This is a genomic window from Streptomyces sp. NPDC024632 (assembly GCF_055559175.1).
This window is the reverse complement of record NZ_JBVHLD010000014.1, coordinates 189,181-212,005: the sequence shown is the minus strand read 5'-3', so window position 1 is coordinate 212,005 and position 22,825 is coordinate 189,181. Positions and strand designations below refer to the sequence as shown.

Below are 22,825 nucleotides of genomic sequence, written 5' to 3'. Positions count from 1 at the left end.
TCTTTTCGGCTCTCTCATTCCTGGAAACGGGACACGAAGAAAAAAAGTCTCCGGGGGAGGGTTTTGGGGGAAAGAGGGGGGGGGGGGGGGGGGGGCCCCCCCCCCCCCCCCCCCCCCCCGGACCACTCAGGCGGTGCTTAGTAGCACTCCACCCCGGCGCCGGAGCCCTTCTTGACGCCGAGGCTGAGGCCCGCGAGCTTGAAGGTGCCCGCGCTGGTGGCCCAGGCGGTCTGGTGCACGCCGTCGAGGATGGCCCGGTCGGCCTCCTGGGCGAACGACCCTGGGTCCGTCGCGTCCTTGTCCTTGATGCCAGGACCCTTGTGACTGTCACCGGCCGCGACACCGATGTTGATGTTCCGGAACTCCGCATCGGCGTCGAGCTGGTCGAGGTCGATGTAGAGGTTGTGTGCCACAACCGGCTTCTTCGGGTCCTTGCCGGCGGTCAACTTCAGGGTCACGTCACCGATCGGCGTCGGGACGACCACGGACTGGCACAGGCCGTTGATGGTGGCGTCGGTGAACGCCGAGACCGCGACCGGAATGTACTTGCCACCGTGCTGAACGTCGAGCGCGCCGTACTGCTCGAAGCCGGTGCCGTCCAGGTGATCCGCCGTTACCTTGAACTGCTGACCTGACACGCTGAACGACGCGGCGAGCGCGCCCTGAGCGATGGCTATACCCACCGCGGCCGTAGCCGCGACACTCGGCACCATGACGACGGCGAACCGCCGCCATCTGGTACCGCCACGAACGAGCGACTCCATTTTTCCTCCTTCTCGGACGTACATCTCCGGCCGGGATGTTCGGGTCCTGGCCTGGGATGGGAGAAGTGCTACGTCCTCGGGAAGGAGAGCGCCGGTGATCGGCGGACCGTCCCTCCCCACGAAGAAGCAAGGAGTACGGACGGCGGTGTCCGAATCTTCGGCGATCACCCCCGAGCGACAACCACTGGCCACGCTCTCGCGCAACCTGCTGGACAGGCTCCGCCGGTAGGCGAAGACCCCCCTGTCCCGGAGCGGCGGCATGAGCCGTACGCACCCACTCGGCGGGGACCCGCGGACCGTGGCGCCGACTGGCGGCCGGGCTGTGGCAACGGACCGAGCTTGGCCGATCGTGGTCCATTCGGGCGCGCCGCACAAGGGGCTCATTACTAGCGAGTAACGGATGGGTGTCGCGGCCGTGCGCCCCGGACGGGGCGATTTCACGCAGAGTGAGGAAGGCCGGGGCATGTAAATCCGACATAAAGAACATCAGCGGTCGAAACGGAGCTGATTTCTTACCGGAGGTAACGGCGACCGCCCATTGTCACGGTTTGATAAAGTGCGGTCGCCGTATCGCTAAATCTCTGAGTAAAACCGGGGCGGGCACTCGGGGAACCGGCGGTAACTGACCGCAGGGTCAGCTCGGCGGAGCGTCCCGTTCAGCCGCCCGGCCGCCTCAGAAGAGGACTCTGATCAGCGCCGTACGCGCGGCGACCACCCGGGGGTCGTCGGGGCCGATGACCTCGAACAGCTCCAGCAGCCGTACGCGGACCGCGTCGCGGTCGTCGCCCGCGGTGCGGCGCACGGTGTCCACCAGCCGCGAGAAGGCGTCCTCCACATGACCGCCCACCAGATCGAGGTCGGCGGCGGCGAGCTGCGCGGTGACGTCGGAGGGTGACGCGGCGGCGGCCTCGCGGACCGCCTGCTGGTCGGCGCCCTGTACGCGGTCGAGCAGCTCGGCCTGGGCCAGGCCCAGCTTGGCCTCGGCGTTGCCCGGCTCGTCGGAGAGCACATTGCGGTACGCCTGGATGGCGCCGCCCAGGTCACCGGCGTCCAGCGCGTCGTGCGCGGCGGACAGCGCCAGCTCCTGCGGGGTGGCCGGGCGCGGGGGCGCCTCGGCGGCCGGGGCCGCGCCCTGGGCGGCGGCGTCCGTGTCGACCTCGGGGCCGACGATGCCGAAGCGCTGCTCGGCGACGGCGATCAACTGGTCGAGCACTTCGGTGATCTGGTCCTCGGGCGCGCTGCCCTGGAAGAGCGGCATGGCCTGCCCGGCCAGCACCGCGAAGACCGCGGGCACTCCCTGGACACCGAACTGCTGGAAGAGCATCTGGTTGGCGTAGACCTCGGCGGTGGCGAGGACGAAGCGCCCGCGGTACTCGGCGGTGAGCCGTTCCAGTACCGCGTTGAGCTGCTTGCTCGCGTCGGCCTGGTCGGCCCAGAAGCTGATGACGACCGGGACTTCGGCGGAGCGCTGGAGGACGTCGCTCTCGAAGGTCTCCTCGGTCACCTCGATGACGAGCGGCGAAGCGGTGTGGGCGTCGGCGTTCGCGGGGTCCTGCCGCTGCGCCCTGGCCTGCTCGGCCTTCACCTTGGCCTCACCGGCCGCCTTCACCGCGGCGAGGTCGACCACGCCGCTCATGGACATGTTCCGTGGCTGCATGAGGTCAATCCTCCCCCCTACCGGAGCCGATCGTGCACAGACCCCGGATAGACCCCGGATCTGGTGGTGCTGAGCGGTGCTGTCGGTGCGGATCCCCATCCGCACCCGTGGTTGTCGCACGTTTCGCTACGGGTCGTAGCGTAACTGCCCTGAGCTGCCCGGCGGAAGCCGCCCGATGTGATACCGGTCACTCGTCACGTAACCTACCGGCCGGTATGGTCCGCCTTATGGAGCCGCTCGTGGAGCCCCCCGCCCCTCACAGACGCACCGGCCGCCCGCGAAGTGCCGAGGCGGACCGCGCGATCCTCGGCGCCACCCGCGAGGCGCTGGTCGAACTGGGCTGGGGAAAGCTGACGCTGAGCGACGTGGCGGCCCGCGCGGGCGTCGCCAAGACCACCCTCTACCGGCGCTGGAACGGCAAGAACGAGCTGGTCGTCGACGCCATCGCCGCCCTGTTCGAGGAGCAGCTCGACCTCCCGGACCTCGGCAGCCTGCACGCCGACATCCGCGGCGTGGTCCTGCGCTTCGCCGAACTCCTCAACCGGCCCGCCATCAGAACGGGCCTGATGGCCGTCGTCGCCGAGGCCACCCACGACGACGCCCTGCGGCTGCGCATCCGCGAGGCGATCGTCGACCGCCAGAAGCACCTCGTCCTCCTCGGCCGCCACCGCGCCCAGCAGCGCGGCGAACTCCCCCCGGACCCGCCCGCTCCGTGCGACCCCGCCCTCGCCGGCCGCGACGCCGACCTCATCTTCGACGTCATCGCCGGCACCGTCGTCCACCGCGTGATGGTCAGCGCCGGCCCGGTCGACCCCGACTGGGCCGACCGCCTCGCCCTCCTCCTGACCACCGGCCTCACCGGCGTCAGGAGCTAGGGGGCCGGAGCCAGGGGGCCGGAGGCGGCCGGCCCCGGCGTCAGGGGGTCGCGTTCACAGCGCCGCACTCCGGGGTCTCCACGCCTGCCACGAAGTGGTCGAACTCCCCGGCGCGGACGCCCTTGACGAAGGCCTCCCATTTGGCGGGGGTGGTGACGGCCACGATCTCCGGCTGCTCGGTTTCGCGGATGTGAATCATCCCGTCGTCGCCGACGGTCGCTTCAAGGGCCACGAACGTCCTTTCGCTGGAGGGCCGGTGGATTGCGCACGAGATGTCGAGGCTACCCAGCGAACAGCGAACGGAACGGGCCGTGACGACGACGGACTACACGGCGCGCCGGACGGACGACAGGCCACGGCCCGACCGGCGGCGTACCACCGCGGGTCAGAAGCGGGCGGGCTCGGTGTAGGTGCCCCATTCGGCGCGCAGGGCGTCGCAGATCTCGCCGAGGGTGGCCTCGGCGCGGACGGCGTCGAGCATGGGCGGGATCATGTTGGAGCCGTCGCGGGCGGCGGTGAGCATGGCGTCCAGGGCGGTGCGGACGGCGGCGTCGTCGCGGGCGGTACGGCGGGAGGCGAGGTCGCGGACCTGGTCGCGCTCCACCTCGTGGCTGACCCGCAGGATCTCCAGGTCGCCGGTGACGGAGCCGTGGTGCACGTTGACGCCGACGACGCGCTTGTCGCCCTTTTCGAGGGAGCGCTGGTACTGGAAGGCGGACTCGGCGATCTCGCCGGTGAAGTAGCCGTCCTCGATGCCGCGCAGGATGCCGGAGGTCATCGGCCCGATCGGGTGCTCGCCGCTCGGCACGGCCTTGGCGCCCAGCGCCCTGATCCGGTCGAAGATCTTCTCCGCGTCGGCCTCGATGCGGTCGGTCAGCGCCTCGACGTACCAGGAACCGCCCAGCGGGTCCGCGACGTTGGCGACGCCGGTCTCCTCCATCAGCACCTGCTGCGTGCGCAGCGCGATCTCGGCGGCCTGCTCGCTGGGCAGCGCCAGCGTCTCGTCGAGGGCGTTGGTGTGCAGCGAGTTGGTGCCGCCGAGCACGGCGGACAGCGCCTCGACGGCGGTACGTACGACGTTGTTGTACGGCTGCTGCGCGGTCAGCGACACCCCGGCGGTCTGGGTGTGGAAGCGCAGCCACTGCGCCTTGTCGCTGGTGGCGCCGTACTCGTCGCGCATCCAGCGGGCCCAGATGCGGCGCGCGGCGCGGAATTTGGCGATCTCCTCGAAGAAGTCGAGGTGCGCGTCGAAGAAGAAGGACAGGCCGGGCGCGAAGGTGTTGACGTCCAGGCCGCGCGACAGGCCGAGTTCCACGTAGCCGAAGCCGTCGGCCAGGGTGTACGCCAGCTCCTGCGCGGCCGTCGCCCCGGCCTCGCGGATGTGGTATCCGGAGACGGACAGCGGCTTGTACGCGGGGATGGAGGCGGCGCAGTGCTCCATCAGGTCGCCGATCAGCCGCAGGTGCGGGGCGGGCTCGAAGAGCCACTCCTTCTGGGCGATGTACTCCTTGAAGATGTCCGTCTGGAGCGTGCCGTTGAGCACGGCCGGGTCGATGCCCTGCCGCTCGGCGGCGACCAGGTACATGCAGAAGACCGGGACGGCGGGTCCGGAGATGGTCATCGAGGTGGTGACGTCGCCGAGCGGGATGTCGTCGAACAGGACCTCCATGTCGGCGGCCGTGTCGATGGCGACACCGCAGTGGCCGACCTCGCCGAGCGAGCGGGGGTCGTCGGAGTCGCGGCCCATCAGGGTCGGCATGTCGAAGGCGACGGAGAGGCCGCCGCCGCCCGCGGCCAGGATCATCTTGTAGCGCTCGTTGGTCTGCCGCGCGTTGCCGAATCCGGCGAACTGCCGGATCGTCCACGTACGCCCCCGGTAGCCGGTCGGGTGCAGTCCGCGTGTGAACGGGTACTCGCCCGGCCAGCCGATCCGCTCGAACCCGGGGACGTCCGCACCCGCCGGCGGGCCGTACACCGGCTCCACGGGGTCGCCCGAGAGCGTGCTGAAGTCGGCCTCCCGCTTACGGGCTGAGTCGTACCGTGCCTGCCAGCGCTGGCGGCCTGTCTCGATGCCTTGGGAGTCCATACCCTTGAATTTACTAGGACGTCCTAGTAAATGTCGATGGGAACACGGCTCACCCTTGGGGTGAGCCGGGTCTCAGAGGGCCGGGGCCCGGGCATGACGGCCCAGACGTGACGGCCTTGACGGGCCCAGGCTTGACGGGCGCGGGCTTGACGCGCCCAGGCGGTCGACGGGCTCAGGCGTCGACAGGCTCAGGCGTTGACGGGCTCGGGCTTCTCCGGCTGGATCACCTTCGGCGCCAGCTCACGCGTCACGCGGCGCTCCACGAAGAACGCGGCGGTCGGGACGGTGCCCGCCAGCAGCACCCAGGCCATCCGGCCGATCGGCCACTTCGCCTTGTTGCACAGGTCGAAGGCCATAACGAGGTAAACAACGTAGAGCCAGCCGTGGGCGAAGCCCACCGCGCTGGTGAAGGTGCCCGCGCCATTGATGTCGAACACGTACTTGGCGATCACGCCCAGGGTGAGCGCGATCAGCAGCACGCCTGTCACGTAGGCCATCACGCGGTAGCGGGTCAGCACGCTGGATTTCATGGCATCGAGCCTAGCCGCCCCGAAATGCCGGGCTCATCCGGGTCGGGGGACGACGGGACGCGCGGAGCCGACCGCAGGTCAGGACTCCTCGAAGTCGCCCGCCGCTATCCGCAGGGGGCGCAGCAGCGCGAAGATCTCGCCGCACTCCTCCGCGTCGTAGGCGCTGAGGCCGAAGTCCATGGCGACCAGGTCGCGGGTGGCGGACTCGACGATCTCGCGGCCCTTGTCGGTGATCGAGGCGAGGGTGCCGCGGCCGTCGTTGGGGTTGGGGCGCTTGGCGACGAGACCGGCGGAGACCAGCCGGTCCACGGTGTTGGTGACGGACGTCGGGTGCACCATCAGCCGCTCGCCGATCTTGGACATCGGCAGCTCGCCCGCCTTGGAGAAGGTGAGCAGCACCAGCGCCTCGTACCGCGCGAAGGTCAGCCCGTACGGCCTGACCACCGCGTCGACCTGGCCGAGCAGGATCTGCTGGGCGCGCATGATCGAGGTGATGGCACCCATCGAGGGGACCCCGCCCCAGTGCCGGGTCCACAGCTCGTCGGCGCGGGCGATCGGATCGAAGGGCAGGCTCAGCGGCTTTGACACGGCGAAGAGCCTACCCGTCGGTCACATAGTGGGCACAAGTGTCTCGTCAGGCGAGCGCGCTGAGCCGGCGCCACGCGTCCTTGCCGAGGTTCCACTCACCGAAGCCGTTGCCCTTGTCGACGGTGGCGCGCGTGGAGCCCGAGGTGATCACCAGGTCGCCGCGGACCGCCCGGTCGAAGAACCACTTGGCGTCCGCGGTGTGCATGCCGATGCACCCGTGGCTGCCGTTCTGCACGCCCATCATCGCGTCGTTCCAGGGCGCCGCGTGGGTGTACGTGCCGGAGGTGGTGATGTGGACCGCGTACTTCACGTCCTTGTCGTAGAAGTCCGCCGAGTCCTCGGAGGTGGCGATGCCGACCGACGAGGACGTCATCCGCACGGTGGACTGCTTGCTGATCACCACCATCTGCCCGTTCCAGGTGGGGAAGGCGGGCTTGCCGCCGGAGATCTTGAAGTTCTTGACGGTCTTGCCGTTCTCGGTGACCCGCATGGTGTGCGCCTTGAGGTCGACGTACGAGATCCGGGCGGTGCCGATGGTGAACGTGTCGTGGATGTCGCGGCGCAGATAGCGCCCGCCCCCGGTGTCGATGCCGCTGAGCTTGGCGGTCAGCGTGACCTTGGTGTTCGGCGTCCAGTACGCGTCCGGCCGCCAGTCCACCCGCTGAATGCCGGTCAGCGGGTCGGTGATCCAGCCCCAACTGCCCTGGACGGCCGGGCTGGTGGTGACGGTGAGCGCCTTCTCGACCGCCGCCCTGGCCGCCTTGTCGGTGACCGGCTTGTCGAAGGCGAGGGAGACGGGCAGGCCGACGCCGACGACCGCGTTGTTCAGCGGGGTCGGGGTGACGCCGTTGACCTTGGCCGCCGTGAGGGTGCGGAAGGCGCTGGTGGTACGGGTCTGCTTGCCCGCGCTGTCGGCCGCGGTGACCTGGACGGTGTAGGCGGTGCCGGGGGTCATCGTGCGGTCGGAGGTCCAGGTGTGCTTGGCGGCGTCCAGGGCGCCGGTCACCTCGATCGGCGTCACGCCGTCCTTGGACGTGCCCTCGGGGGTCACGGTGACCGTGCCGAGTGTGCCGCCGTCGACGGTGACCTTGACCGGCGCGGCCGGGTCGACGTCCGCGGCGTCCCTGGCCGGTGTGACGGTGATCCGCGCGCCGGAGTCGGCGGACGCGGACCGGCCCGCGCCCTTGCCGTCGGACGAGCCGCCCGCCTTGTCGCCGTCGTGGCCGCCGCACGCGGTGACGCCCATCGCCACGGCCAGCAGGAGGGCGGGCACGGCGAGCGCCCGCGGTCGGGGGTTGCGTATGCGAGTGCGGTACACGGCAGTCGGTTCCTTGTCAGAGGTGATCGGGGCGAACGGTGGTCGGGGCGAAGAGTGTTCGGATCGGCGGTGATCGGGGCGGCGGTGTTCGGCTCGGCGGCGGGCAGGTCGGCGGCGGATGAGGTCAGGACAGAACGCGGCGGCTCAGCACGACTTCCCGTCGCCGACGAAGCCGCGCGACATCGTGGACCCGCCGCCGACCCCGCTGCCGACCCCGCCGCTGGTGCCGTCGATGGAGACGTCCGGCGGCGACATGGAAGCGCTCGGTCGCGCGCCGGCCTCCGTCAGCCGGTTCAGCGACGCCGCGATGCAGGCGATCGGCTGCGGGTGCTTGTTGGCATAGTCGCTCCCGGAGCCCAGCGGGTTCCCCAGCCCGCGGATCAGCAGCACGGCGAGGTAGGCACCCTGCCGGTTCATCAGGATCTGCACCCCGGTGCCCGTTCTGCTGCTGCCCTGGTAGGTGACCGGACTGTCGGCGGCCTCACCGGTCGTGCCGAGGTCGGTGGTCAGCTCGACACCGCACGTGTCCTTCACCGCCTCGCCGAACCGTTCCGTCCGGTAGCGGGCGGCCTCGGCGTCGGTGAACGCGTAGAGCAGGTACTCCGCCTCCTCCCCCGCCGACGCGCCGTACAGCCGCACCGCGCCGGCCCGTACGTCTCCGGCGGGAGACGGTACCGGGCAGGCCCCCATGAGCTTGAGCGCGGTACCCGGGGCGAGGGTCTTCCAGGGGGCCACCGGGAAGAACGGCAGGGCGCCGGGCGGCAGCAGCTCGTCGGTGAGGCGGTGGGCCAGGGCGGCCGGGTCGGGCGGCTCCGGCGGGGGCGTGGTGGACGCGACGGTGCCCGGCAGCGCGCCGGTGCCGCGCGGGCCGTCGGAGCCGGGCAGCAACTGCCAGGTGCCGACGGCGACCGCGAGGGCCGCGACCAGCGACACGGCCCCGGTCCTGCGGCGGGCGCGCCGCCGTTCGCCGAGCCTGCGGGCGGCCGGGGCCCCGGCGAGTACGACCAACGGCTCGGTGTCGCGGGCGAGTCCGCGCAGCCGCTCGTCCAGCGGATCGGCGGAGCCCGAGCCGATGTCGGAGTCCGAGCCGATGTCGGTGTCCATGTCGGCGGCGGGGGTGTCGGCGGCGGTGCCGAGGGGGTCGGGACCGGCCGGGCGGCCGAACGGGTCAGCCATGGAGGGGCACCTCCTCGGTGCGGTGGCGCGCCGCACGTGCGTGGCGTGCGTCGTCGGCGGTGGCAGTGGCGGTAGCGGTGGCGGTAGCGGTAGCGGTGGCGGCGTCCCGACCGGCGGGGTCGTGAGCGCCGCGACCGGCGGTGTCGTGGGCGGCGGACGCGTACGCGGCAGGTTCGGGCTCCGCGTCGTCCGCCGGGTCGTCCTTGAGCAGGGCCCCCAGTGCTCTCCTCCCCCGGCTCAGCCGGGTCCGTACGGCGGCGCTGGACACGCCGGTCTGCCGGGCGATCTCCTCCACCGGCAGGTCGAGGAGGTGGTGCATGACCACGGCGGTGCGCTGGTCGTCGCCGAGCGCGCGCAGGGCGTCGATCAGCGCGACCCGGTCGGGTGCGAGCGCCGGGGCGTCGGGCGGCGGCCCGTGCCGGAAGTGCGCGCGCACCCGGTTGCGGGCCTTGCGCCAGGTGCTCACCGCCAGACGTACGGCGACGGTACGCACCCAGGGCGCGGGGTCGCCCTCCGCGGTGAGCTTCGGCCAGCGCTGCCATGCCCTGGCGTACGCCTCCTGCACGGCGTCCTCCGCCTCACCCAGGTCCCCGGTGATCGTGTAGACGACGGCCACCATGCGCTTCGCCGTGGCGGCGTAGAACTGGTCGAAGTCCGCCGCCGGTTCTGGCTGTGCGGTCATGTGGTTCTTCCCTCCCTCAGAACTACACGCGCGGCGGCGGCCTTATGTGACAGGCGGACGGGAGTTTTTTTCCGTGGGCCCCGCGCCGCGCCTCTTGGCAGGCCCTCCCGTGAGCCGCGACACCGGTCCGAGGTCGAGCCCGAGCGGCCGGGCCAGCACCAGCGCGGGCAGGCACAGGGCGGCGGCGCCCAGCAGCAGGCCCGTGAGGTCGCCGGCCGGGCCGCCGCCGAGCCGGGCGGTGACGGCGTGGGCGGTGAGCAGCGCCAGGGCCGCGCCCGGCAGGAAGGCCGCGGTGAGCCGTACGTGGTGGCCCAGGACGCGGGGCCGCCAGCCCAGGCGGCGGCGCAGCAGCGCGGCGGTGGCCAGCAGGCCGACCGTACAGGCGAGCGCGTATCCGGCGGCCATGCCGGTGACCGCCCAGCGGGCCGGGAGCAGCGCGTAACAGGCGGCGGCGCTCGCGGCGTTGACGGCGGCGATGAGGACGTTGAGGAAGAAGGGCGTACGGGTGTCGCCGAGCGCGTAGTAGCCGCGCGCGAGCAGGTACTGGCCCGCGAAGGCGGGCAGGCCGACGGCGAAGGCGACCAGCATCCAGGCGATGGCGCGGGCGTCCGCCTCGCTGGTGGCGCCGTGCTGGAAGACGACGCCGGTGATCTGCGGGGCGAGCGTGAGGAAGGCGAAGACGGCGGGGACGACGGCGGTGCCGGAGACGGTGAGGCCGCGCGTGAGGTCGGCGCCGATCGCCGCGTGGTCGCCGTCGGCCGCGGCCCGGCTCATGCGCGGCAGCAGCGCGGTGGCCAGCGACACGGTGACGATGCCCTGCGGGACGACCCACAGGCTGTACGCGTTGCTGTAGGCGGCGTAGCCGACGCCGGTGGAGTGGCCCGAGGCCAGCGCGCGCAGTCCGGCGGAGGTGGACAGCCGGGTCACCACCCAGTACGCGCCCTGGTTGACCAGGACCAGCAGCAGCGTCCACACGGCGGCCCGCATCGGCTGGGTCAGTCCGGCGCCGCGCCAGTCGAACCGCGGGTGCCAGCGGAAGCCGGTGGCGCGCAGCGACGGCAGCAGCGCGAGGGCCTGCACCGCGATGCCCGCGGTGCTGCCGAGGCCGAGCAGCAGCGCGTCCCGGTGTCCGATGCCCCCGCTCGCGACCGCGAGGTACAGGCCGAAGACGGCGATCACGACGAGGTTGTTGAGCACCGGGGTCCACATCATGGCGCCGAACCGGTCGCGGGCGCCGAGGACCTGGCCGAGGAGCGTGAACAGGCCGTAGAAGAGGATCTGCGGCAGGCAGTAGCGGGCCAGCGACACGGTCAGGTCGCGCTGGCCGCCGCTGAAGCCGGGCGCGTACGCGCTGACCAGCCAGGGCGCGGCGAGCACAGCGAGGGCGGTGACGGCGAGCAGCGCGACCGCGCACAGGGTGAGCAGCCGGTCGGTGTACGCCTGGCCGCCGTCGGCGTGCTCGCGGGCGGCGCGGACGAGTTCGGGGACGAAGACGGACTGGAGGGCGCCGCCGATCATCAGCGCGTAGATGATGTTGGGCACGGTGTTGGCGACCCCGAAGGCGTCTCCGGCCGCCGCCGTGCCGAGCGCGGCGGTGATCGTCGCCAGCCGCAGGAAGCCGGTGGCGCGGGACACCAGTGACCCGGCCATCATCAGACCGCCGCTGCGCCGCAGGGAGTTGGTGTCGCGGGCGTGCGCCCGCCGCCCCTTGCGGTGCGTGGAGCCGTCCACTGCTGAAGTCACCCGTCGGTCCCCTGTTCACGCTGATCGTCCTGTGCCCGGTACCGGCTGGTCGCGCGGGTCCCCGTCCCCTGGGCAGACGCGCAGTCTGCCCCGGCGGTCACGGCTGACGGAAGTCGCGGGGCGGTACGGCGGGTGTCGGAAAAGTCTCTGTCACCTGACGGCCGCGCCGGGCGTGTCCTTCGTGAGCGGGCCGCCCCGGCCCGCCCCGCAGCGCGGAGGACGACGCCTTGACGATGACCACTCACCAGCGTTCCGGCTCCGGCTCCGACCGCGCCGCGGGCGACAAAGGCACCGGCACCGGCACCGGTGCTCTGCGGCTGCTGCCGATGCCCGCCTCCGCGCACGCCGACTTCGTCCGCCGCCCCGGCCCGTACACCGCGAGCTTCCTCCAGACGCCCGCCTGGGCGCGGGTGAAGTCCGGCTGGCAGGCGGAGAGCCTGGCCTGGCTGGACGAGCACGACCGGCCGGTCGGCTCCGCGCTGGTCCTGTACCGCCAACTGCCGGGCGTACGGCGGTCGTTCGCGTACCTCCCGGAGGGCCCCGCGGTGGACTGGGCCGATCCGCGCCTGGACCGCTGGCTCGACCCGCTGCTGGAACACCTGCGCGGTACGGGGGCGTTCGCGGTACGGATGGGGCCGCCGCTGGCGTACCGGCGGTGGACGGCGCGGACGTTGAAGGACGCGTCGGGCCCCGGGCGCCGGGTCGGCGACGTGCTGCCCGACCTGGTCGAGCCGTTGGGCGCGGCGGTCTCCGACCGGCTGCGCGAGGGCGGTTGGCGGCGCTGCGGCGAGGACGGGCAGGGTGGGGACGCGCAGCCGCGGCTGGTGTTCGAGATACCGCTGGCCGGGCGCGGTCTGGACGACCTGTGGACCGGCCTCAACCAGGAGTGGCGGCGCAACGTGAAGAAGGCCGCCAAGTGCGGTGTGCGCACGGGTGTCGAGGGCCCGGAGGCGCTGCCGGCCTTCCACGAGCTGCTGCGGGTCACCGAGGCCCGCGACGGCTTCGACCTCGGCCGGTCGCTGGACTACTACCGGCGGCAGTACGAGGCGCTCAACGCCGAGGAGCCGGGCCGCATGCGGCTGTACACCGCGCGGCACGAGGGCGAACTCCTCGCCGCGCACACGCTGTTGACCGCGCCGGACGGCGGCCGGGTCTGGTACCAGACGGGTGCCTCGGCCGACCACCGCCGCGAGGTGCGGCCGAGCAACGCGCTCCAGTGGCGGATGCTGTGCGACGCGCAGGCGATGGGCGCGGCGGTCTACGACATGCGCGGGGTGCCCGACGGCCTCGACCCTGCGGCGCGCGCCTACGGGCTGCTGCGCTGGAAGTTGGGCACCGGCGGGGAGGCGGTGGAGACGGTGGGCGAGTGGGAGCTGCCGCTCCAGGGCGCGGTCAACAAGACGCTGCACCGGGCGATGCACGCGTACCTGACCCGGCGCTGAACGCTCGGGGGCCACGGGCTGACAAATTCACGGGCTCACCGGCTCACCGGCTCACGGGCTCACGGGCCCACGGGCTCAACGCGTAGCCCCGAAAGGGCCGTTGCCGCTCAGGCGGGGCTGGCCGCGGCGCCCATCGGCTGCGTACGGCGTACCGACCGCAGCACGGGCACGACGCTGAGCGTGCCGAGTATCCCCGCGCCCGCGATCACCGCGTAGGGCGGCACCCACTCCGCGACGGCGCCGCCGACCGTCATGCCGACGCCCTGGAGCGTCATGATCCCGGCGCCGAGCAGCGACATGGCCCGGCCGCGCATGTCCTCGGGCACGTCGTGCACGAACCACTTGTCGATGCCGAGCGCGTACGCGGTGGTGACCCCGGTGATCAGCAGCAGCACGATCGCCAGCGGCAGCGAGGGGTGCACGAGGAAGCAGACGAAGGGCAGCATCGAGACGGCGGCCAGCGGGATGGCGATCCGTTCGCGGGCGGACGGGGTGAGCAGCGTGCCCGCCAGCACCTCGCCGACGACGGTGCCCGCGGGCATCGCGGCGAGCAGGATGCCGAAGCCCGCGGAGCCCGCGCCGGCCGCGTCCGCGTAGGGCGCGGCGACGCCCTCGGCGACGACGCAGAACATCGGCGGCACCCACCACATGAGCATCAGCGAGCGGATTCGCGCGTTGCGGAACAGCCGCCCCGCGGAGCCGATCGAGTCGCGCATCATGGCGCCGGTCCCGGTGACCCGGGCGGGCCGGTCGCGGGTGCCGAAGCGCAGCAGCAGCGCGGAGCTGAGGAAGGTGCCGATCGTCACCAGCAGCGCGGCGCGCGGCGACAGCCACACCAGGACGAGGCCGCCGATTCCGTAGCCGATGATCTGCGAGCTCTGGCCGACGATCCGCACCAGGGAGCGGCCGAGCACGAAGACGTCGCCGTGGAGGATGTCGGCCAGGCTGGCGGCCCTCGTGCCGGTGAACAGCGGCGTGATCATCGAGACGGACACGCGTAGCACGAAGAGAAGGGCGAGCGGCGTGGCCGGCACGGCCATCACCGCGACGAAGGCCGCGCAGAGCAGATCGCAGGCCACCAGGACGCGGCGGGTGGGGTACCGGTCGGAGATTCCGGACAGCAGGATGCCGCTGAGCGCGTAGGGCAGGAAACCGAGCGCGAAGATCAGCGCGGTGAGGACGGCGGAGCCGGTCTGCCGGAAGACGAGGACGGCCAGCGAGACCTCGGCGAAGACGCTGCCGAGGACGGACAGGACATGCGCGGCGAAGATCGGGCGGAATTCCCTGACCGCGAAAACGGCACCGTAGCCGGTGGGGGTGCTGTCGCCGGTGGCGGTCGCGCCGCTGGTAGGAGGCGTGCCGTCGCCCTTCCCGTGGGTGGTGGGAGCGGGCTGCGAACCGGTCGGCGATGGGGTGCGTCCACCTGGTGGGGGGTGCTCGCTGTCCGTTGTCATGACATCACCCTGGTGGCATGAGCACTGCATATCGTAGTGTTTCGGACTGAGCCGAATCTTGGGGGTCGTGATGTCGTTTCGTATGCGATTTGCGGCTGAGGACCTTCTGCGGTGCCGCTTCGCCATCTCACCGCTGCGGGAGACCCAGGGGGCGATACGTACCCTGTCCCGGCCGGACCGACACGGCTACCACCTGCCCTGGTTGCGGCAGGTCAGGGCCGCCGCGGCCGGTCTCGACCTGGCTCCGCTGTGGCTGCTGGCACCGGATCACGGGCACCCCCCGGACTTTCTGCACCCCCCGCCCCAGGCGCCCCTGGGCACCCTGGACGACGAACTCGACGTCGTACGGGCCACGGACCCGGACGAGGCGCACCGCCAGATCCAGGCCGCGCTGGCCCAGACCCCGGGCGCGGAGCACGGCAAGCGGGGCCGCGCGATGCTCGCCGATCCGGCCGGAACCGTACGGCAGTTGGCCGGTTTGTACGAGCATGTGTGGGCTGCCCTGCTCGCCCCGCACTGGCCCCGGCTGCGGGCGGTGCTCGAGGCGGACATCGCGTATCACGCGCGGCGGCTGGCGGACGGCGGCATGCAGCGGCTGTTCACCGCGCTGCACCCGAAGCTGAGCTGGTCGGAGGGCGCGCTGACGGCGGCGGGGCACACCTCGCACCTGCCGGATCTCAGCGGCCAGGGGCTGGTGCTGGTGCCCAGCGTCTTCTTCTGGCCCGAGGCGGGCAACGCCTTCGACCCGCCCTGGCAGCCCACCGTCGTCTATCCGGCACGCGGCATCGGCGGGCTGTGGGTCGAGACCGGGCCGACCGCGTCCGCCGCGATGATCGCGCTGCTCGGCGCCAACCGGGCCGCGATCCTCAGCGACCTCGACGCGCCCAGCACCACGACGGCGCTGGCCCACCGGCACGCCCTCGCGCTGTCGTCGGTCTCCGCGCATCTGGCGGTGCTGCGCGACGCGGGTCTGCTGGCGTCCCGGCGCTACGGGCACCAGGTGCTGTACGAACGGACGCCGCTGGGGATCGCGCTCACGACCGGCGGGCTGTTCTGAGCACGCGGGACAACGGGCCGCTGACGGCGCCCGCCGCCATCCGGGCGTCCGCCATCGCGGCACTCCGCCGCCCCGCCGCTCCGCTACTCGGCGAGGTGGCGCTCCACCGTCTCGACCTTCGAGGTCAGTCCGTCCGTCACGCCCGGCCTGATGTCGGCCTTGAGGACCAGCGACACCCGGGGCGCACGCGCCTCGACCGCGGCCACGGCCCGCCGTACGACGTCCATCACCTCGTCCCACTCCCCCTCGACGGAGGTGAACATCGCGTCCGTACGGTTCGGCAGCCCGGACTCGCGGACCACGCGGACGGCGTCGGCCACGTACTCGCCGACGTCCTCGCCGACGCCCAGCGGGGTGACGGAGAAGGCGACGATCATGCGCCGACCGCCTCGCCCTGAGCGCCGCGCGCGGCCACGACCGACTCCTCGGACTCGCGGCGCAGCATCCGCTCGGCGAAGAAGCCGCCGGTGGGCAGGACGGACAGCACGAAGAAGAGGGCGCCGCGGGCCGGCGACCACTTGGCGCGGCGCCAGGCGTCCGCCCAGAAGACGACGTAGAGGACGAACAGGACTCCGTGCACCATGCCCATGACGGGCACCGCGTTGAAGTCGGTGGTCCGCTTGAGCACCGAGCAGACCATCAGCAGCAGGAACGACACCGCTTCCGGGGCGGAGATCAGACGGAGTCTGCGCAGGGCGGTGGCGGTCTTCAGGTCCACGAGAACCTCACTGTCGGTGACGGGAAACAGGCTTGTGAACGTGATCACAAGACCACCCCATTATCACCGGCCCGTATCGATGGTCCGCCCCGGGGGTAGGAAACCGCGGGACGGGCGATAGCGTCCCTGTCCACGACACGACCCGTACGCACCACCCGCACGACGTGATCCGCACGACCTGACCGACCACCCAACGGGGACCGAGACACGATGACGATGGACTGGGACCGGCGGCACTGCGCCCGCAAGGGGCACATCACCTACGCGCCCGACGAGAACCACCTGCGGCAGAAGCTGCACGCGAGCACCGCCGTCGGCACGGTGTGGCGCTGTCTGCGCTGCGGCGACTTCGTCCTCGGCGACCCGCACGGCGCCGGCCCCGCCGACCGCGCCCCCGAGGTGCCGCGCGGCCGGGCGCTGCGCGACCTGTTCATCCTGCGCTTCCTGGCCGTCGAGCGGATCCTGCGCGGCCTGCTGGTCCTGATCGCCGCCTGGGCGGTCTGGCGGTTCAGCAACTCGCAGAACGCGGTGCGCGACCTGTTCGAGAAGGACCTCACCGTCTTCAAGCCGGTCGCCGAGCACTTCCACTACGACCTGGACCACTCGCCGGTCGTCGACACCATCCGCAAGACGTTCGACTACAAGCACTCCACCCTCCAGCTCGTCGCCGCCCTGCTGCTGGCGTACGCGCTGATCGAGATCATCGAGGGCTTCGGCCTGTGGTGGGGCAAGCGCTGGGCGGAGTATCTGGCGGTGGTGGCGACCGCCGCGTTCCTGCCGATCGAGGGCTACGAGCTGACCGAGCGGGTCAGTTGGTTCAAGGTCGCCACGATCACGCTCAATGTGCTGGCCGTCCTCTACATCCTGCTCGGCAAGCGGCTGTTCGGGCTGCGCGGCGGCCACAAGGCGTTCGAGGCCGAGCGCCGGAGCGCGTCGCTGCTGGAGGTCGAGGAGGCCGCGGGCGAGGTGCCGGGCGACCACGCGCCCAAGCCGCCGCTGCCGGTGCGGCAGCGGTCCACGGCGGACGGCGTCTGATCCGCGATGCCACGCTTCCGGCTCCAGGGCACCCGGGTGCTCGCCGTGGACCTCACCGGCGACACCGTCAAGGCGAAGAACGGCGCGATGGTCGCCTATGAGGGCGAGATGACGTTCAAGAAGATGACCGGCGGCGGCGAGGGCCTGCGCGGCCTGGTCACCCGCCGGATCACCGGTGAGTCGATGGCCGTCATGGAGGTGAAGGGGCACGGCACGTGCTACTTCGCCGACCGGGCCACCGAGATCAATCTGGTCCGGCTGAACGGCGAGAAGCTCTACGTCGAGGCGAGCAATCTGCTGGCCACCGACTCCGCGCTGCGCACCGGCACCACCTTCACCGGGCTGCGCGGCGCCTCGCAGGGCAACGGCCTGTTCACCACGACCGTCGAGGGCACCGGGCAGGCGGCCGTGATGTCCGACGGGCCCGCGATCGTGCTGCGGGTGTCGGCCGCGACGCCGCTGATCGTGGACCCGGGCGCGTACATCGCGCACACCGGGAATCTGCGGCAGCAGCTCCAGCAGTCGGTGGGCTGGCGCACGGTGATCGGCGAGGGGTCGGGCGAGAGCTTCCAGATCCGCTTCGAGGGCGAGGGGCTGGTGTACGTGCAGCCCAGCGAGCGCACCACGATCGGGGGTCAGCTCTGATGCCGTTCACCAGGATCAACTCCAAGATGGTGGAGGCCGCGATCGCCCCGGGCCAGCGGATGTTCAGCCAGCGCGGGGCGATGCTGGCGTACCGCGGTGAGGTCTCCTTCACGCCGAGCATCACCGGCGGGCAGGGCGGTGTGATGTCGATGATCGGCCGCCGGGTCGCCAACGAGGCGACGCCGCTGATGACCATCGAGGGCGACGGCTCGGTGATGTTCGGGCACGGCGGGCACCACATCCACTCCATCGACCTCGCGGGCGAGACGCTGTACGTCGAGGCCGACCGGCTGCTCGCCTTCGACGGCTCGCTCCGGCAGGGCACCATGTTCATGGGTTCGCAGGGCGGTGTCATGGGCGTCATACGCGGTCAGGTCACCGGGCAGGGCCTGTTCACCACCACGCTCCAGGGCAAGGGGTCGGTCGCCGTCATGGCGCACGGCGGTGTCATCGAACTGCCCATCGCCCCGCAGCGCCCGGTGCATGTCGACCCGCAGGCGTATGTCGCCCACCGCGGCGACGTACGCAACAAGCTGTCCGCGGCGCTCGGCTGGCGCGAGATGGTCGGGCGCGGTTCGGGCGAGGCGTTCCAACTGGAGCTGTCCGGGCAGGGAATGGTCTACGTACAGGCGTCGGAGGAGAAGCTGTGAGCGGCGGTCCGATGGGCTGGGGCCCTCCGGGGGGCGGCGTACCGGGCGGCGCGCCGGGCGACAGCGGCGGGCCCGTGGTGTACGACCCTTACACGCTGCCGGTGAACGACAACGTCAACCCGTACGCCTTCTGCGTGGAGTTGGACGGGCAGTGGTTCCTCCAGAAGGGGAAGATGATCGCCTATTACGGGCAGGTCGACTTCCACGCGATCGGGCACGGCCCGCTGGACCGGCTGGTCGCCACCAGTTTCCACTCGCCGCTGCACGCCGCGGACTGGGTGGTGGCGCAGGGGCGCGGCAAGATGCTGCTCGCCGACCGGTCGTACGACATCAATTCGTACGATCTGGAGGACGGCAATCTGACCATCAGGTCGGGGAATCTGCTGGCCTTCGAGCCCACGCTGGCACTCAAGCAGTCGATCATTCCCGGCTTTCTGACGCTGATCGGCACGGGGAAGTTCGTGGCCGCGTCGAACGGCGCGGTGCACTTCGTGGAGCCGCCGATCCGGGTCGACCCGCAGGCGCTGGTCGGCTGGGCGGACTGCCCGTCCCCCTGCCACCACTACGACCACGCGTATCTGCGCGGTGTCCTCGGCGGTATCCGCGCGATGACCGGGCTCGGCGGGGCGTCGGGCGAGGAGCACCAGTTCGAGTTCGTCGGCGCGGGGCAGGTGCTGCTCCAGTCCACCGAGACGCTGATGGCCGAGGTCGACACCGGCGGAGTGCCGGGACAGGCCGGACCCGGCGTCCCCGGCGCGGGCGCACCCGGGCAGGGCCGTTTCGGACGGTGACCGTCCCGCTACCCTGACGATCATCCGCGGTGTGACCGCCGGTAGAATTCACTCTATGGAGACCGTGACAGCAGAAGCTGAAAGCGCTACGGCTTGGCTCACCGAGGACGAGCAGCGCGCCTGGCGCATCCATCTGGACGTCAGCCGGCTGCTCATGTACCAACTCGAGCGGGACCTCCAGTCCTTCGGCCTGACCAACAACGACTACGAGATCCTGGTCAACCTCTCCGAGGCCGAGGAGCGGCGGCTGCGCATGAGCGATCTGGCGCGCTCCACGCTCCAGTCCAAGAGCCGCCTCTCGCACCAGATCACCCGCATGGAGGCGGCCGGTCTCGTCCGCCGCGAGAACTGCGAGTCCGACCGCCGCGGTCTCTACGCGGTCCTCACCGACCAGGGCTGGGCCACCATGCGCCAGGTCGCCCCCCGTCATGTCGCCGCGGTCCGCGCGCACTTCATCGACCTCATCGCCCCGGAGGACCTCGCGACCTACCGCCGCGCCATGGCCCCGGTGGCCGACCACCTCCGCACGGTCCGCGAGAAGTAGCCCCGCGGGTCTCAGGGGCTCAGCGCCTCAGTCCTCAGGAGAGGTCCCGGGGCTCGTTCGAGGTGAGGCCGGCGATCAGTTCGTCGGCCGCCGCGTAGGGGTCGAGGGTGCCGTCGGTGACGCGCTCGGCGAGGGAGTCCAGGCGCTGGTCGCCGCGGAGGTCGCCGATGCGGGAGCGCAGGGCGGTGACGGCGATGTGCTCGACCTCGGTGGCGGCGCGGGCCCGGCGGCGGGTGGCCAGGACGCCGCGCTCCTCCATCCAGGCGCGGTGCTTCTCCAGGGCTTCGACGACTTCGTCGATGCCCTCGCCGCGCGCGGCGACGGTCTTGACGATGGGGGGCCGCCAGTCCCCCGCCTCGCGGGCTTCGCCGAGGCCGAGCATGTGGTTCAGCTCGCGGGCGGTGGCGTCGGCGCCGTCGCGGTCGGCCTTGTTGACCACGTAGACGTCGCCGATCTCCAGGATTCCGGCCTTGGCTGCCTGGATGCCGTCGCCCATGCCGGGGGCGAGCAGCACGACGGAGGTGTCGGCCTGCGCGGCGATCTCGACCTCGGACTGGCCGACGCCGACGGTCTCGACGAGGACGATGTCGCAGCCCGCCGCGTCCAGCACCCGGATGGCCTGGGGGGCGGCCCAGGCGAGGCCGCCGAGGTGGCCGCGGGTGGCCATGGAGCGGATGTAGACGCCGGGGTCGGAGGCGTGCTCCGACATACGGACGCGGTCGCCGAGCAGGGCGCCGCCGGAGAACGGCGACGACGGGTCGACGGCCAGGACGCCGACCCGCTTGCCCGCCTTGCGGTACGCGGTGACCAGCGCCGAGGTCGACGTGGACTTGCCGACGCCGGGCGACCCGGTGAGGCCGACCACGTACGCGCCGCCGGTCAGCGGCGCGAGTGCGGCCATCACCTCGCGGAGTTGCGGGGACGCCCCCTCCACGAGCGAGATCAGCCGGGCCACGGCCCTCGGCCGCCCCTGCCGCGCCTGCTCGACCAAGGTGAGGACGTCCACCACGTCTGTTCGCTCCCTCTTCCCGCTCACTACCGAAAAAGCCCGAAAAGACCCGGGAAGAACCCGGAAAAGCCGTGGAACCGAAGGGCCGGGCCCGTCAGTTCCCCGCGACCGTGATGATCAGCGCGTCGCCCTGTCCGCCGCCGCCGCACAGCGCCGCCGCTCCCGTACCGCCGCCGCGCCGCTTCAGTTCGAGGGCCAGGTGCAGCACGATACGTGCTCCCGACATGCCGATCGGGTGGCCCAGGGCGATGGCGCCGCCGTTCACGTTCACCTTTTCAGGGGTGACGCCCAGGTCCTTCATCGACTGGACGGCGACGGCCGCGAACGCCTCGTTGATCTCGATGAGGTCGAGGTCGTCCACGGTCAGGCCCTGCTTGCCGAGCGCGTGCCTGATGGCGTTGGACGGCTGGGACTGGAGCGAGTTGTCCGGGCCGGCGACATTGCCGTGGGCGCCGATCTCGGCGAGCCATTCCAGCCCCAGCTCCTCCGCCTTGGCGCGGCTCATGACGACCACGGCGGCGGCGCCGTCGGAGATCTGCGAGGCCGTACCGGCGGTGATCGTGCCGTCCTTCTTGAAGGCGGGCCGGAGCTTGCCCAGCGACTCGGCGGTGGTCTCGGGGCGGATGCCCTCGTCCTGGCTGAAGACCACCGGGTCGCCCTTGCGCTGCGGGATCTCCACCGGGGTGATCTCGGCGTCGAAGACGCCGTTCTTCTGCGCGGCGGCGGCCCGCTGGTGGGACAGCGCGCCGAACTCGTCCTGCGGGGCGCGCTCGATGCCGAGCCGCCCGTTGTGCGTCTCGGTCGACTCGCCCATCGCGATGTTCTCGAAGGCGTCGGTCAGCCCGTCGTACGCCATCGCGTCCAGCATCTCGATCGCGCCGTACTTGTGTCCCTCGCGGGACTTGGGCAGCAGGTGCGGGGCGTTGGTCATGGACTCCTGGCCGCCCGCGACCACGATGTCGAACTCGCCGGCCCGGATGAGCTGGTCGGCCAGCGCGATGGCGTCGAGGCCGGACAGGCACACCTTGTTGACGGTGAGCGCGGGCACGCTCATCGGGATGCCGGCCTTGACCGCCGCCTGCCGGGCCGGGATCTGGCCCGCGCCCGCCTGGAGCACCTGGCCCATGATCACGTACTGCACCTGGTCGCCGCCGATTCCGGCGCGGTCGAGCGCGGCCTTGATCGCGACACCGCCGAGGTCCGACCCGGAGAAGGTGCGCAGGCTGCCCAGGAGCCTGCCCATCGGGGTTCGGGCACCTGCGACGATCACGGATGTACGTGCCTGGCTGGTCATGGTGCGGCCCCTTCGGCTGAAGAGAGAAGTTAACGAGGGTTATCGTCAATGTACTGAGGGGTAGGCCGCTCGGTCACCCGTCGGAACGTGTGACGGCGCGCACGTTGCGTGACCACATACCGGTGCGGTGCACTGTGTCCATGGCTACTGGGCTGACCCGCATCGACCACATCGGCATCGCCTGCTTCGACCTGGACGCGACCGTCGAGTTCTACCGTGCCACCTACGGCTTCGAAGTGGCGCACAGCGAGGTGAACGAGGAGCAGGGCGTACGCGAGGCCATGCTCAGGATCAACGGCACCTCCGACGGGGGCGCCAGCTACCTCCAGCTCCTGGAGCCCACCCGGGAGGACTCCGCGGTCGGCAAGTGGCTGGCCAAGAACGGCGAGGGCGTGCACCACATCGCCTTCGGCACCGCGGACGTGGACGCCGACTCCGCCGCGATCCGCGACAAGGGCGTACGGGTGCTCTACGACGAGCCGCGCAGGGGCTCGATGGACTCCCGGATCACGTTCCTGCACCCCAAGGACTGCCACGGCGTACTGACCGAGCTGGTCACCTCGGCGGAAAAGACCACGGCAGAGACAGCGAAGGGCTCCCGGGACCACTGACCCAACCCCCGTCCTGCCCGGTAGAGTGACCGGGCCGACCGGGGTGGGCACGCGGGTACGCTCGCGCTCCGCGACGTTGATCTGACACCATTCTTCGTAGAGCTCTGTCTTCAAACGGAGTGACGAGGAATCTCACCCGGTTGGCGGGTGAGTACG

At 71.5% G+C, this 22,825-nt stretch carries 24 protein-coding genes; 9 read left to right on the top strand and 15 right to left on the bottom strand.

The window, feature by feature from the left end; genetic code table 11:
* Positions 1–137: 137 nt before the first annotated feature.
* Complete coding sequence (locus tag ACZ37P_RS27500; protein WP_355349616.1) at positions 138–764, bottom strand: DUF6230 family protein; 627 nt, start codon at positions 762–764, stop codon at positions 138–140.
* A 673-nt stretch (positions 765–1,437) separates the two neighbouring features.
* On the bottom strand, positions 1,438–2,421 hold the full coding sequence (locus ACZ37P_RS27495) for a tetratricopeptide repeat protein (protein ID WP_355349619.1): 984 nt from the start codon (positions 2,419–2,421) through the stop codon (positions 1,438–1,440).
* Between the two features lie 227 nt (positions 2,422–2,648).
* Here ACZ37P_RS27495 and ACZ37P_RS27490 point away from each other — a divergent pair, with 227 nt between their 5' ends.
* On the top strand, positions 2,649–3,296 hold the full coding sequence (locus ACZ37P_RS27490; RefSeq protein ID WP_355349622.1) for a TetR/AcrR family transcriptional regulator: 648 nt from the start codon (positions 2,649–2,651) through the stop codon (positions 3,294–3,296).
* Between the two features lie 40 nt (positions 3,297–3,336).
* Here ACZ37P_RS27490 and ACZ37P_RS27485 read toward each other — a convergent pair whose 3' ends face one another.
* From ACZ37P_RS27485 to murJ, 8 genes are all read right to left on the bottom strand, one after another.
* Positions 3,337–3,528 carry a DUF397 domain-containing protein gene (locus ACZ37P_RS27485; protein WP_355349625.1) on the bottom strand — a complete coding sequence of 64 codons (192 nt, stop codon included), beginning with the start codon at positions 3,526–3,528 and terminating at the stop codon, positions 3,337–3,339.
* 153 nt (positions 3,529–3,681) lie between these two features.
* Positions 3,682–5,382 (bottom strand): acyl-CoA mutase large subunit family protein, encoded by a 1,701-nt coding sequence (locus ACZ37P_RS27480; RefSeq protein WP_391044635.1) that lies wholly within the window; start codon positions 5,380–5,382, stop codon positions 3,682–3,684.
* A gap of 188 nt (positions 5,383–5,570) precedes the next feature.
* Complete coding sequence (locus tag ACZ37P_RS27475) at positions 5,571–5,912, bottom strand: DUF3817 domain-containing protein (protein WP_355349631.1); 342 nt, start codon at positions 5,910–5,912, stop codon at positions 5,571–5,573.
* 78 nt (positions 5,913–5,990) lie between these two features.
* Complete coding sequence (locus ACZ37P_RS27470; protein ID WP_188282203.1) at positions 5,991–6,500, bottom strand: MarR family winged helix-turn-helix transcriptional regulator; 510 nt, start codon at positions 6,498–6,500, stop codon at positions 5,991–5,993.
* A gap of 46 nt (positions 6,501–6,546) precedes the next feature.
* Positions 6,547–7,818 carry a L,D-transpeptidase gene (locus tag ACZ37P_RS27465; RefSeq protein ID WP_467349083.1) on the bottom strand — a complete coding sequence of 424 codons (1,272 nt, stop codon included), beginning with the start codon at positions 7,816–7,818 and terminating at the stop codon, positions 6,547–6,549.
* 144 nt (positions 7,819–7,962) lie between these two features.
* Complete coding sequence (locus ACZ37P_RS27460; protein ID WP_467349082.1) at positions 7,963–8,994, bottom strand: hypothetical protein; 1,032 nt, start codon at positions 8,992–8,994, stop codon at positions 7,963–7,965.
* On the bottom strand, positions 8,987–9,676 hold the full coding sequence (locus tag ACZ37P_RS27455) for a SigE family RNA polymerase sigma factor (protein ID WP_467349080.1): 690 nt from the start codon (positions 9,674–9,676) through the stop codon (positions 8,987–8,989). Before ACZ37P_RS27455 ends, ACZ37P_RS27460 begins: the two co-directional genes overlap by 8 nt.
* Positions 9,677–9,718: 42 nt before the next feature.
* Positions 9,719–11,419: a murein biosynthesis integral membrane protein MurJ gene (gene murJ / locus ACZ37P_RS27450; RefSeq protein ID WP_391044624.1), complete on the bottom strand. Its 1,701-nt coding sequence runs from the start codon at positions 11,417–11,419 to the stop codon at positions 9,719–9,721.
* Between the two features lie 326 nt (positions 11,420–11,745).
* On the opposite strand from murJ, the gene ACZ37P_RS27445 reads away from it, so the two are divergent.
* Positions 11,746–12,861 carry a lipid II:glycine glycyltransferase FemX gene (locus ACZ37P_RS27445; protein ID WP_355349677.1) on the top strand — a complete coding sequence of 372 codons (1,116 nt, stop codon included), beginning with the start codon at positions 11,746–11,748 and terminating at the stop codon, positions 12,859–12,861.
* Positions 12,862–12,968: 107 nt separating this feature from the next.
* On the opposite strand, the gene ACZ37P_RS27440 is transcribed toward ACZ37P_RS27445, so the two are convergent.
* On the bottom strand, positions 12,969–14,315 hold the full coding sequence (locus ACZ37P_RS27440; protein ID WP_391044621.1) for an MFS transporter: 1,347 nt from the start codon (positions 14,313–14,315) through the stop codon (positions 12,969–12,971).
* 70 nt (positions 14,316–14,385) lie between these two features.
* Here ACZ37P_RS27440 and ACZ37P_RS27435 point away from each other — a divergent pair, with 70 nt between their 5' ends.
* Positions 14,386–15,372 carry an ArsR/SmtB family transcription factor gene (locus tag ACZ37P_RS27435; RefSeq protein WP_467349078.1) on the top strand — a complete coding sequence of 329 codons (987 nt, stop codon included), beginning with the start codon at positions 14,386–14,388 and terminating at the stop codon, positions 15,370–15,372.
* Between the two features lie 83 nt (positions 15,373–15,455).
* Here the strand turns inward: ACZ37P_RS27435 and ACZ37P_RS27430 are convergent, their stop codons facing one another.
* Entirely contained in the window at positions 15,456–15,749 is a 294-nt protein-coding gene (locus ACZ37P_RS27430) for an MTH1187 family thiamine-binding protein (protein WP_043383196.1), read from the bottom strand.
* Positions 15,746–16,090 (bottom strand): DUF3817 domain-containing protein, encoded by a 345-nt coding sequence (locus ACZ37P_RS27425; protein ID WP_188281912.1) that lies wholly within the window; start codon positions 16,088–16,090, stop codon positions 15,746–15,748. Before ACZ37P_RS27425 ends, ACZ37P_RS27430 begins: the two co-directional genes overlap by 4 nt.
* A 210-nt stretch (positions 16,091–16,300) precedes the next feature.
* Here ACZ37P_RS27425 and ACZ37P_RS27420 point away from each other — a divergent pair, with 210 nt between their 5' ends.
* The 5 genes from ACZ37P_RS27420 to ACZ37P_RS27400 are packed head-to-tail and all read left to right on the top strand — an operon-like array spanning position 16,301 to position 19,755.
* Positions 16,301–17,125 carry a DUF2127 domain-containing protein gene (locus ACZ37P_RS27420; RefSeq protein ID WP_355349651.1) on the top strand — a complete coding sequence of 275 codons (825 nt, stop codon included), beginning with the start codon at positions 16,301–16,303 and terminating at the stop codon, positions 17,123–17,125.
* 6 nt (positions 17,126–17,131) lie between these two features.
* A complete protein-coding gene (locus ACZ37P_RS27415; protein ID WP_355349653.1) occupies positions 17,132–17,770 on the top strand; it encodes an AIM24 family protein in 639 nt (212 codons plus the stop codon).
* A complete protein-coding gene (locus ACZ37P_RS27410; RefSeq protein ID WP_355349656.1) occupies positions 17,770–18,420 on the top strand; it encodes an AIM24 family protein in 651 nt (216 codons plus the stop codon). Before ACZ37P_RS27415 ends, ACZ37P_RS27410 begins: the two co-directional genes overlap by 1 nt.
* Before the next feature lie 11 nt (positions 18,421–18,431).
* Positions 18,432–19,211: an AIM24 family protein gene (locus ACZ37P_RS27405; RefSeq protein ID WP_391044824.1), complete on the top strand. Its 780-nt coding sequence runs from the start codon at positions 18,432–18,434 to the stop codon at positions 19,209–19,211.
* Between the two features lie 55 nt (positions 19,212–19,266).
* The gene (locus tag ACZ37P_RS27400) at positions 19,267–19,755 is read left to right on the top strand and encodes a MarR family winged helix-turn-helix transcriptional regulator (protein ID WP_355349659.1); all 489 of its coding nucleotides are present in this window, start codon (positions 19,267–19,269) and stop codon (positions 19,753–19,755) included.
* A 34-nt stretch (positions 19,756–19,789) separates the two neighbouring features.
* Here the strand turns inward: ACZ37P_RS27400 and meaB are convergent, their stop codons facing one another.
* Entirely contained in the window at positions 19,790–20,764 is a 975-nt protein-coding gene (gene meaB / locus ACZ37P_RS27395; protein WP_355349662.1) for a methylmalonyl Co-A mutase-associated GTPase MeaB, read from the bottom strand.
* A gap of 94 nt (positions 20,765–20,858) precedes the next feature.
* Positions 20,859–22,058 carry an acetyl-CoA C-acetyltransferase gene (locus ACZ37P_RS27390; RefSeq protein ID WP_401306279.1) on the bottom strand — a complete coding sequence of 400 codons (1,200 nt, stop codon included), beginning with the start codon at positions 22,056–22,058 and terminating at the stop codon, positions 20,859–20,861.
* Positions 22,059–22,198: 140 nt separating this feature from the next.
* On the opposite strand from ACZ37P_RS27390, the gene mce reads away from it, so the two are divergent.
* Positions 22,199–22,669 carry a methylmalonyl-CoA epimerase gene (gene mce / locus ACZ37P_RS27385; RefSeq protein ID WP_355349668.1) on the top strand — a complete coding sequence of 157 codons (471 nt, stop codon included), beginning with the start codon at positions 22,199–22,201 and terminating at the stop codon, positions 22,667–22,669.
* The last annotated feature ends 156 nt before the right edge of the window (positions 22,670–22,825 follow it).